This is a genomic window from Candidatus Aminicenantes bacterium, assembly GCA_026393795.1.
In the GTDB taxonomy this organism is placed as follows: domain Bacteria; phylum Acidobacteriota; class Aminicenantia; order UBA2199; family UBA2199; genus UBA2199.
Map to the genome: position 1 here is coordinate 1 of JAPKZL010000142.1, position 10,673 is coordinate 10,673.

Genomic DNA, 10,673 nt, shown 5'->3' on the forward strand with positions numbered 1-10,673 from the left:
TCATACTTAATTTTCCTACAATCGCCCATGGATAACCATGAATAAGCAAACGGTCGTCGGCGTGGATCTGGGCGGCACCAATGTCCGGGCCGGGAAAATCAGCGGCCGGAAAATAACCGCGCGCTGCGCCCGCCCGATCACCGCTCTGGGCAGCCAGGACCAGGTGCTGCAGGAGGTTTGCCAAACCATCGCCGCCGTCTTTGACCATCGGGTCATTGCCATCGGCATCGGCGTCCCCAGCCTGGTGGACGCGGAAAAGGGCATCGTGTACGCGGTGGGGAACATCCCCTCCTGGCGCGAGGTGCCGCTCAGGGAGCACCTGCAAAACACGTTCAACGTCCCGGTCCACGTCAACAACGACGCCAACTGCTTCGCCCTGGGCGAATTCCGTTTCGGTGCCGGCCGCGGCTTCAGGAACCTGGTCGGCATGATCCTGGGCACCGGGCTCGGGGCCGGGATCATCATGGACGGCGAGCTGCGTTGCGGCCGCCATTGCGGCGCCGGCGAGATCGGCAAGATCCCCTACCGGGAGCACAACGTTGAATACTACAGCAGCGGCCAGTTTTTTCAACACCAGTTCGGAATGGATGGCGGGGTTTTGTATGAACGGGCCCGGGAGGGGAATTCCCAGGCCCTGGAGATGTTCGAAACCTTCGGGGAAAACCTCGGGGATGCGGTCATGATCGCCCTCTACGCCTTTGATCCCGAAATCATCGTGCTGGGGGGATCGGTGAGCCGGGCATGGCCTTTTTTCGAAAAAGCCATGCGCCGCAAGTTCGCGTCGTTCGCTTACCCGCACGCCCTGGCCAGGACGGTCATCCAGCCCGCCCAAACGCCCGACATATCGCTCCTGGGCGCCGCAGCCCTGTGTCTGTCCGTGGACACGTCCATTTCCCGCACATGAAGAAAAACGGGCCGGACCGGGCACGAACCGCGGCGGTGCTTATGCTGTTTTTTTTGGCGATCGCCGCCACAGCTGGGACCGACACCGTCCCTCCAGTTCCAGCGGCGTCCTGCCGCGCCGGGTTGCGCTCGTCGCCATACGGACCGCGCCACGGTTTTCCGGCCCCGGCCTACTGGCTCGCGGCCGCCCGCTCCATGGCCTCCGCTTTCACCCGGGCCGCCCCGGTCCTGGTCTGGATCGTCGGCACCATGGAAAGGGCACCGGCGGCCTCGGAAGAAAAAGGCTACAGCGGCCGCGTGCTCCTCTCCTTCCCGGCTCCCGCCGGCGGCGCCGCCTGCGCCAATATCGTTTTCGCACCCCGTGACGTCAATGAAGCCTATCTCGAGCAATTTGACCGCAACGGGTTCCAGGTCTGGCTGCAGGTGGAGCCGGGCAATGCCGACGTCGACACGCTGATCCGGTTGGCGCTGGGGCGCTACGCCAGGCACCCCTGCGTGATCGGCTTCGGCGTGGACGTCGAGTGGCACTGCTGGAGCCGGCAAAACAGCGCCGGGATAAAAATCACCGACGCTCAGGCCGAGGCTTGGAGCCAAAGCGTGCGCTCCTTCAATCCGCGCTACCAGTTGTTTCTCAAACACTGGCTCGCGGCCAGGATGCCGCCAACTTACCGCCGGGGCTTGGTCTTCATCAACGACAGCCAGCGCTTCGCCTCGTTCGCGCAGATGCTGAAACACTTTGAACAATGGGGAAAAAATTTCGCCCCGGCGCCGGTCGGCTTCCAATTCGGCTACCCCGCCGACAGGGGGTGGTGGCAGCGGCTGGCCAATCCGGCCCAGGATATCGGCAAGGCTTTGTTGTCCCGCCTCCCCAATGCATCGGACCTGATCTGGGTCGATTTCACCATGGAAGAAATATGGTCGCCGGCCATTTGCCAAACCGACCCTGTTTGCGCTATATTATCCCCTCAAGGAGCAAAATAGAGCAATGAAAAGCCTCAACGCCTCCGCCGATTTTTATATTCCGGACGAAAAACCGGAGGACGAAGCCCTGAAGCGGGTGATCCACCTGGGCGTCGGCGCCCACCCCGATGATCTGGAATTGCTGGCCGGTCAGGCCATCCTGGAGTGTCATCAAAAAGCCGACCGTTCGTTCGCCGGGGTCGTCTGCGCCGACGGCGCCGTTGTTCCGCGCTCCGGCCCGTTCGCCAAAAACAGCCCGGACGAGATGAAGGAGATCCGCCGCCGAGAGCAGCGCGCAGCGGCGGCGCTGGGCGGATACGGGTTGCTGGTGCAGCTGGGTTATCCGAGCCGGGAGATCTTGGACCACAAAAATCCGGCGCTGGAACAGGACTTGTTGATCATTCTGGAGGCGATGCGGCCGCGCGTTGTGTACAGCCACAACCTGGCCGACAAGCACGACACGCACGTGGCAGTGACCGCGGCCCTGATCCGGGCCATCCGCTGGATGAAGCCCGAGGAACGGCCGCAAAAAATGTACGGTTGCGAAGTCTGGCGCGGGCTGGACTGGCTGGACGACAAGGAAAAAGTGGTCTTCGACCTCAACGGCGCCGACCCGCTTCTGGCCTCACAGCTGCGCGAGCACAAATCCCAGCTCGGCGGCGGCCGGCGCTATGATGCGGCTTTCATCGGCCGCTTGCGCGCCAACGCCGCTTTCCAGTACCCGCCAGCGCCCGGCCCCGAGAAGCTGGCGCTGTTCGCCATGGACCTGACCCCGCTCGTGGTCGACGGCAACCTGGATATGGCTGATTTCGTGGCCGGCCGCATCGAGCGTTTCCAGGCCGACGTCCGTTCGCGCATCAGGAAATTCCAGCCATTTTGACGGGCCGACTTGCGGTCGTGGAGGATAAACAGCCATGAAGGAAGCCCTGCTCCAGTTGCTCAAACAGCCGGTCGTGGTCGACACCCGCTCGCCCTGGATCTATATCGGCACCCTGGCCGAAGTGCGCGGCGATTGCCTGCTGCTGACCAACGTCGACGTTCACGACAGCGGCGAAACTTCGATTCCCAAGGAGCGCTACGTGCTCGACTCAAGCAAGACCGGCATCCATCCCAACCGCCATTCCGTGTACGTCAACCTGGAATACGTGGTCAGCGTGTCGCTACTGGCCGACGTGATCCGCTTCTAAGGGAAGAGCGGCGTGAAACCGCCATCGCGAAAGCCGAATAATCTCCAGGGTTTAGTTTAGAACTTAAGTCATATTTTTTTTTATTCGACTTTTTTTGACAACTTTTTCAAGCGTTCCACGTCTAATTTTACGAACGACGAAAGGAGCGACCATGAAAAAGCTGCTTTTTTTTATAGTCATCATATTCGTGCTGGCCGGCATGGCCGCGGCCGCCATCGTGGGCGTCCGCCAGAACATCCGCACCCTGGAGCCGGTAAAAGCATCGGCGCCGCCCGTGCTGGACGGTTCGCTGGATGACGAGGTCTGGAAATCGGCGGTCGTGGTCGACGATGTCTGGGTGACCTACAACCCGGTCAACGGCAACGAACTGCCCCAGCGCACCCGGGCCTATCTGGCCTACGACGACAAGAACCTTTACTTCGCCTTCCACTGCTTCGACAGCCAGCCCGACCGGATCAAAACCTCGCTGACCAAGCGCGATGGCATTTTCGAGGACGACTGGGTGGGGCTGTCGATCGATACCGTGGGCGGCAAGAAATACGGCTATGAGCTGTTCGTCAATCCCAGCGGCGTCCAGGGCGACATCTTCCGCACCGGCGACCGCGAGGACGCTTCCACCGATTGGGTATGGCACAGCGCCGGGAAAATCGTTGCCGACGGCTATATCGTCGAGATCTGCCAGCCGCTTAAAAACATCCGTTTCGCCAGCGGCAAGAACATCCGCATGGGCGTGGTCTTCTGGCGCCGCATCAGCCGGCTGGGCATGAGCGGCTCCTGGCCCGAGCTGGTCCCGGGCAAAGGCATCGGCGGATCGCAGGCCGATGTGGCGATCCCAGAACTGTCACGGTCGATGGTTTTGGAAGCCCTGCCTTCTATGACCTACAGTTCCGGCTGGAACCGCACATCGCCTTCTTCCTGGTCCGGCGCCGACCAGACCCGTGACCTGGGCATCGGCATCAAATACGGCATTACATCGTCGATCGTGGCCGAAGCCACGCTGAACCCCGACTTCAGCCAGGTCGAGAGCGATTCGATGCAGGTCACGGTCAACCAGCGCTACCCGGTGTTCTATTCGGAAAAACGCCCCTTTTTCATGGAAGCGGGCAACCTGTTCGACCTGGGCGGGATCGGCGACGGCCTGTCCAATATGTCCATGCCGGTGCATACGCGGCTCATTGTCGACCCGCAATGGGGGCTGCGCCTCACCGGCGAACAGGGCAAGGGCTCCTTCGCCCTGCTGGCTGCGGCCGACCGTTCCCCGGGCAATCCCTGGGACGGCGAGGAGAACCCCTGGCTGGGCCGCAAGGCGACCTTCTGGATCGGCCGCGGCAAGTTCGGGCTGGGCACCAACAACTATGTGGGCGTTCTCTACAGCGGCCGCGAGTTCGGCGAGGAATACAACCGCGCCCTGGCCGCCGATTTCTCCTTCCGTTTCCTCAAGAACCACCAGCTGACCGGCAATTACATCCAGTCGTCCAGCGACCGTCCCGAAGCGGGCGGCAAGACCAGCGGCGGATCGCTGACCGCCGAATACACTTTTTCCACTGACAAGACATTCTTCGCGGTCATGGCCGAAAATATCGATCCCGGTTTCCAGATGGATACGGCCTTTTACCAGCGCAGCGGCATTTCCGCCCTCAGGTTCTACCTGCAGCGGCAATTCGTGCCCAACCCCAAAAAAATCCCCTGGCTCTTCAGCGTTTTCCCCTCAATGTTCGCCGCCTACACCCATGACCGGGTCAGCGGCATGGACGATAAAGAGCTGCAGATGGGAGTGGATGCCAATTTCATCCTCAAGGGCAGCACCGGCGCCAACATCTACCTGGCGCAGGAATGCTGGGCCGGCCAGGCATTCCAACGCACCCTCGGCCAGATGTACGTCAACCTGCAGCCCTTCAAGTGGATCAACCTCCACTCCTGCTTCAGCTTCGGCGACGCCATCTATTACGATCCGCTGAACCCGTTTTTGGGCAACCGCACCCAGTTCCACGCCAACTTCACCCTGCAGCCCACCAAGAACCTGAACCTGTTCGCCGAGCACGTCATCAGCCGCTTCCGCCGCCTGGAAACCGGCGACAAGGTCTACGACCAGGGTATCTGGCGCGGCCGCCTGACCTATCAATTCAGCCCCAAGTTGTTCGTCCGCGGCCTGGTGCAGTACGACAGCTTCGCCAAGCGCGTCCTGGGCGACTTCCTGGCCTCGTTCACCTATATCCCGGGCACGGTGATCTACCTGGGCTACGGTTCGCTCAGCGAGAGCCAGGTCTGGTCGGACAGCCGCTGGCAGCGCGACGTGACCGGCGAAAGATACTACCAGACGCGCCAGAGTTTCTTCTTCAAGGTCAGCTACCGCTACCAGTTCTGACCGCCGAGCCAGGAAACTAAAAAACTTCCCCCGGCGTAGCGGCGATCTCCCTTAGAAGCCCCAGGCAACTCCGGCCTTGAGCTGCCAGGCGGAAAGATCCAAGACAAAATTCTCCGCGGCCTCGGAGTCGTTGAAATAGTTGCCGTAATAGGCTTGGCTGAATTCCCCCCAGAAGCGCTGAACGAGCGCGGTTTGTTTTTGCCAGCGCCCGCTCCAGTTGTTTTCAACCAGGTCCTGGACGGCATTGCTGTCGAGGGCGAGGCTTTGATTGTGGCCCTCCCCCTCGATGGTGCCGGCACGGCGCCAGGCATACCCGGCGGCCAGGAACAGGGACCAGCGCCGGGTGAGCCGGCGCCGGAGTTCGGCGTTCAGCTCGAGCGCCCACCCTACCCCCTTCCCCTTCATCTCCAGCAGATAATGGCTCTCCGACCAGTAGCCGTTGACATATTGGTAGCGGTACCCCGTTTCCACCACGCTGCGGCAGCGGGCCAGCAACGGCCCGGCGCCGAGCGATCCGCCCAGCTGCCAGTTTTTTCCCAGGGGCTCGGCCAGGCGGGCGCCGATCTGGGGGATCCAGGCCGAGACGCCGAGGAAAAAATCGGGATAAACGGCCGTGACTTCCTGGGGGTCGGTCTGGATCAGCCCATAGGAACGGTCGTCGATCTGGTAGCGGATCGATGTACCGGACAGCCGGTTCTGCTTCAGATATTCCAGGCCCAGCCACAGCGAGAAGGAGCGCGAGAGAGCGTACCTCAGCCGCAGTCCGCAGGGAAAGCCGCTGCGGATGCCTTTGAGCCGGTCGTCTCCGGAACGGCTGGCGGAATAGGTGAAGCGGCTCCCGTACGCGTCGTGCAGGTAGTTGTATTGCGCGCTGTAGAAAAAGAGCGGATAGGCATTGTAATAATCGGCCAGGAGATTCAAGTCAACGGGCCGGATGGGTGTGAAACCGCCGAAAACTTCCAGCGTCAGCGGCCGTATTTGCTCGCTTGTATCATCCGCCTGCCCCTCCCGGGGAGGCAGGGCGCCGAGGCCCGAGGCAACGACGAAAAACAGCGCGGCGGCCGGCAGCAACATTTTGCTGTTCATAGGCCGTCCTCCTTTTCGTAATTGTATTTTTCCAGGACCACCGGCGGCGGCGTCAGGTCGACCTGCTGATCCTCCGGCACCGGCATGGCGGCCACTCCGGTCGCGGCGGCGTTGCCGCGGTAGAACCAGTCGCGGAAATCGGCGTTGACATCGATTCCGGAATAATCATGATAATAAGCGGCCAGGTCCATGGTCCTGAACGGCGACCAGGCATGGTCGCGGTAGACCTGGCTCAGGAAACGGGTCATGGCCGCCCGGCCGCCCAGCCGCTGGGCCAGCGTTTCCATGATCTGGCTGCCCTGGTAATAGGCGCGGGTGTCGAAGCCGACGGCGATCGGCGAGCGGCCGCTGACCATGTTCGACTGGTAGCCTTCGTTGATCGGCACCAGGTAAGCGGGATAGCTGCGGTCGTACCACGAGGTGATGGCCTCGTCCCACCAGGAATCGCGATAGGTGGCGGCGACGGCGCTGCAGGCGAAATACATGTGAAACACTTCGTGGCTCATGGCCGGCAACGAGGTGACGCTGCCGCCATAATATTCCATGCCGCCGCCGCTGTTGGTCAGGAAAATGCTCAAGCCGCGCGGCATGGGGAAAGGGGCGATATCGGCCTGCAGCTGCACCAGCCAGGAATCGAGCTCGCTGAAAGCGGCATCGATGGACGCGCCGCCGACAAAAGCCATGATGCGCACCGGGATGCCGGCGATCGACCGTTCGCGGTAGAGCGTATCGGCGGCGGGAACCAAGGCGAACATGATGCCATAAGAAGCGACCTCCCTTTCGCTGTCGAGGGTCCATTCCTGCACAACGGAATTTTCGGTCTTTTGCACCAGCCCCGAACCGAGGCAGCGGTAGGGCGCGCCGCCCTCGACCCGCAGCGTGATCAGGTGACGGATCAGCTCGCGCGGGCTGTTGATGGTGGGGAAGATTTCCTCGTTGCCGACTCCTTGCAAGTCGTTGACCTGAGTGACGAACATCGGGTAGCCGGACGAAAATTGGAGGCGGTAACCGACGGTCAGCAGGTGTTCGCCGTTATCAACGATATCCTGCTGGATCTCTACGGCCGGCTGGGCCGAGCCGGTAAAATGGACGATGCGGATGCCATCAACGGGATTCGGCCAAACCCGGTCATCCAGCTGCAGGTACTGGAGGACCTGGCCGCGGACGGCCGGGTTGAAGTGAACCAGCGGGCGGTTCTGCCCGGGGCGCATGGTGAAGCGGATCCGGCAGGTCCCGTCCACTACGGCGGCGGCAGGATGATAGGTCAGCTCCAGGTTGATTTCCGAAATGTCGATGCGGAACGTGTCGTTCAACAGCGTCCCTTCGTCACTGTAAACGTTGTCGGCCATTTCATCAACATCCAGGCGGGCCGGATCCTCGCGGGACGGCTGGCAACCGGTGCAAAAACCGATCAGGGCCACGCCGACGATCAACAGGGAATGCGGCCATAACCATTTTTCTTTCGTCCTGTTCATCTTTGCCTCACCTCCATGCATCGTATAGACGTAATATTGGGTAAAAATTCCTCCGGGAGAATAGGAAAAAAGTCATTTTTTTTATTTAGTAAAAAAAACCATCCGCTTTCATACTTTCAAACAACTCTTCCAAAACCCCAAGCGGATATCCTATTTGATGAAATTCAAAATTCAGGAGTTACCCATTGAAGTTGCAACTAAATAATCCAATTTTGCTTTTTTTATACAACAAAAATTCGCCGTTTTCGAAACGTCCCCAGAATCTCATATTGCGGAAACAGGAATGATAAAAATAGAATCACTTAGAGGCAGGGCGGCAGGGGCCAGACAAATTACACCGCCCGGCCCCACTGGAGTTTTCAGCCGGCCCAGGGTTTTAAAATGCCTGACATCGTTCTGGGTAGGCAAAGCCGTTTTTTTGAATTCCAAGGGATAAATCACCCCATCCTGAAAAATAATCAAATCGATTTCTTTCTGATCTTTATCGCGATAATAGTAAAATGGTGCCCGGCGGCCGTTATGCCAGTACCCCTTCAATATCTCGGAGAATATCCACGTTTCCAGGATCGCACCCGACATGGCGCCGGCCTCCAGAGTCATGGGGGTCAACCATTCGGTCAGGTAGCTGCAAAGCCCGGTATCCAGGAAATAGAGTTTGGGCCGCTTGACCAGACGCTTGCTGACGTTATGATGATAAGGCTCCAACAGGTAAACAATGCCGGAAGCCAGCAGGATGGAAAGCCAATTTTTTGCGGTGTTCGGAGACACATCCGCATCCCGTGCCAACTCGGCAAGATTGAGCAATTGACCGGTTCGGGCCGCGGTTGCCCGCAGAAAACGGAAGAAGGCGATCTCATCGCCGACTTTGGCCAAATCCCGGATATCCCGCTGCAGGTATGTCTGGACATATGACGAATAAAACAAATCGCGGTCCATGCGCTCGTTCAAAACAACCGCGGGAAACGACCCCTGCCATATTCTCGTATACAATTCCGGCAGCGAAAAAGATTTTCCGTCTTTTACCCGATTCTTGAGCGTTTCCGGTGTCGGCAAAAAGGGATCGCTAAATTTCTTTTTTGCCAGGGATTCTTGCTGCGAAATTCCCATCAGCTGGACCACACCGATGCGGCCGGCCAGGGATTCGGAAACGCCTTTCATCAAATGGAACGGCTGCGAGCCGGTCAACCAGTACAAACCCCGCCCTCCGGACTTGTCCACTTCCATTTTGATATGCGTCAGAATGTCCGGAGCGTATTGAATTTCATCGATTAGGACCGGCGGCGGGAAGCGTTGGATGAACAGTGCCGGTTCGGTCCTGGCCAGTTTTAAAATCAACGGATCATCCAAAGTGACATAGCTTCTCTTCGCTTCGGCCAGGTGCCGCAGCATCGTCGTTTTGCCGACTTGCCTGGCTCCCGTGACCAACAGCACCGGAAATTGTTCGGAAGCCGTTTTGATGAATCGTTCCAAATCGCGTCGGATATACATCGGCCACCCCCGCATCGTCCATAATGCAATCTGATTGCATATTAGACGATTCTTTTGTGCTTGTCAATAGCCTTCGGCCAAAATCAATTTTCTTCGCTTTACCCTGAAAACCTCCGCTCGCATCCATGCCCAGAATCCCAAATTCATTCACACTCGGATTTTTACGCTCTTCTCTTTATTTATTAGTTATCATGTTGACAATTTCTGATATCTATATTATCATTAATACGGAGGAGGAAAATGGAGAACAAAATCATTGCCGGGAATTTACTGCGTTTGCGCAAGGCTAAAAAACTATCCCAGCAGGAAGTGGCTGAAGCCGCCGGCATTTCCCGCGTCGGCTACCGCAAGATCGAAAACAGGGAATCCAAGCCCCGGGTAGATACCCTGAAAGCGATCGCCACCGCTCTCTCTGTGAACATCCGCGAACTTGTCTCCCCTGTCAGGGAATTGTCCCATGTCCGCTTCCGCTCGCAAAAGACCTTCAACAACCGTGAGCAGATCCTGGCCGAGATCGGCGAAAAGTTGGAAAATTATGCCGAATTGGAAAACGTGTTGAATATACAAAATGACAACAAGCTGGCCAGGCTTAAAACTTCTCCCAAAGGTAAAAGGGATCTGCAAGAGATCGCCATGCAAGTCCGGAAACTCTTTAATCTCAAAACCGATGAAACCATTGTCAATATTTGCGGTCTACTGGAAGCCAATGGCATCAAAGTTATTTCGGTACGGAAGTCTTCAACTAACTTTTTTGGACTATCCGTTTCCGCCCAGGACAGAGGTCCAGCTATTATTGTCAACACATGGGAGCGCATTCCGGTCGAGCGTTGGATTTTTACCGCGGCTCATGAACTAGGACATCTGGTGCTACACCTACCGGCATATGATGTCTGCCAAATAGACGAGAACAAAGAAGAAGAAAATGAAGCGAACCTTTTCGCTTCCTACTTCCTAATGCCTCAGGAACTGTTTCAAAGGGAGTGGCAAAACACCTATGGCCTGCCCCTATCCAAGCGAGTTTTAAAAATAAAGCGTATCTTCAAGGTTAGTTATAAAACCGTTCTGTACCGGCTGCATGAAAATATACCCGGAATCAATATATGGAAATTGTTCCAAAACGATTACCGACTACGATTCCATAAAACCTTATCCGCTAAAGAGGAACCGTACGCCCTGGAGGCGGCCGATTATTCAGGATCTGTGTCAGAA

9 protein-coding genes are annotated in these 10,673 nt (G+C 58.1%); 6 read left to right on the plus strand and 3 right to left on the minus strand.

What is annotated here, in order from left to right:
* The first annotated feature begins 37 nt into the window (after window positions 1-37).
* The 5 genes from NTW95_06715 to NTW95_06735 all read left to right on the plus strand — a co-directional run bounded on the left by NTW95_06715 (window position 38) and on the right by NTW95_06735 (window position 5,415).
* The gene (locus tag NTW95_06715) at window positions 38-904 is read left to right on the plus strand and encodes an ROK family protein (protein ID MCX6557109.1); all 867 of its coding nucleotides are present in this window, start codon (window positions 38-40) and stop codon (window positions 902-904) included.
* The gene (locus NTW95_06720; GenBank protein ID MCX6557110.1) at window positions 901-1,884 is read left to right on the plus strand and encodes a hypothetical protein; all 984 of its coding nucleotides are present in this window, start codon (window positions 901-903) and stop codon (window positions 1,882-1,884) included. Before NTW95_06715 ends, NTW95_06720 begins: the two co-directional genes overlap by 4 nt.
* Before the next feature lie 4 nt (window positions 1,885-1,888).
* A complete protein-coding gene (locus NTW95_06725) occupies window positions 1,889-2,743 on the plus strand; it encodes a PIG-L family deacetylase (protein MCX6557111.1) in 855 nt (284 codons plus the stop codon).
* A gap of 34 nt (window positions 2,744-2,777) precedes the next feature.
* Entirely contained in the window at window positions 2,778-3,050 is a 273-nt protein-coding gene (locus NTW95_06730; GenBank protein MCX6557112.1) for a hypothetical protein, read from the plus strand.
* Window positions 3,051-3,201: 151 nt separating this feature from the next.
* Complete coding sequence (locus NTW95_06735) at window positions 3,202-5,415, plus strand: DUF5916 domain-containing protein (GenBank protein ID MCX6557113.1); 2,214 nt, start codon at window positions 3,202-3,204, stop codon at window positions 5,413-5,415.
* A gap of 51 nt (window positions 5,416-5,466) precedes the next feature.
* On the opposite strand, the gene NTW95_06740 is transcribed toward NTW95_06735, so the two are convergent.
* The 3 genes from NTW95_06740 to NTW95_06750 form a co-directional block, all read right to left on the minus strand.
* Window positions 5,467-6,501 (minus strand): hypothetical protein, encoded by a 1,035-nt coding sequence (locus tag NTW95_06740; protein MCX6557114.1) that lies wholly within the window; start codon window positions 6,499-6,501, stop codon window positions 5,467-5,469.
* The gene (locus NTW95_06745; protein MCX6557115.1) at window positions 6,498-7,976 is read right to left on the minus strand and encodes a hypothetical protein; all 1,479 of its coding nucleotides are present in this window, start codon (window positions 7,974-7,976) and stop codon (window positions 6,498-6,500) included. Before NTW95_06745 ends, NTW95_06740 begins: the two co-directional genes overlap by 4 nt.
* A gap of 264 nt (window positions 7,977-8,240) precedes the next feature.
* Window positions 8,241-9,464, minus strand: a complete 1,224-nt coding sequence (locus NTW95_06750) for an ATP-binding protein (GenBank protein ID MCX6557116.1) — start codon at window positions 9,462-9,464, stop codon at window positions 8,241-8,243.
* Window positions 9,465-9,704: 240 nt separating this feature from the next.
* Between NTW95_06750 and NTW95_06755 the strand changes: the two genes are divergently transcribed.
* The coding region (locus NTW95_06755; GenBank protein MCX6557117.1) for an ImmA/IrrE family metallo-endopeptidase at window positions 9,705-10,673 on the plus strand (969 nt) is incomplete at its 3' end.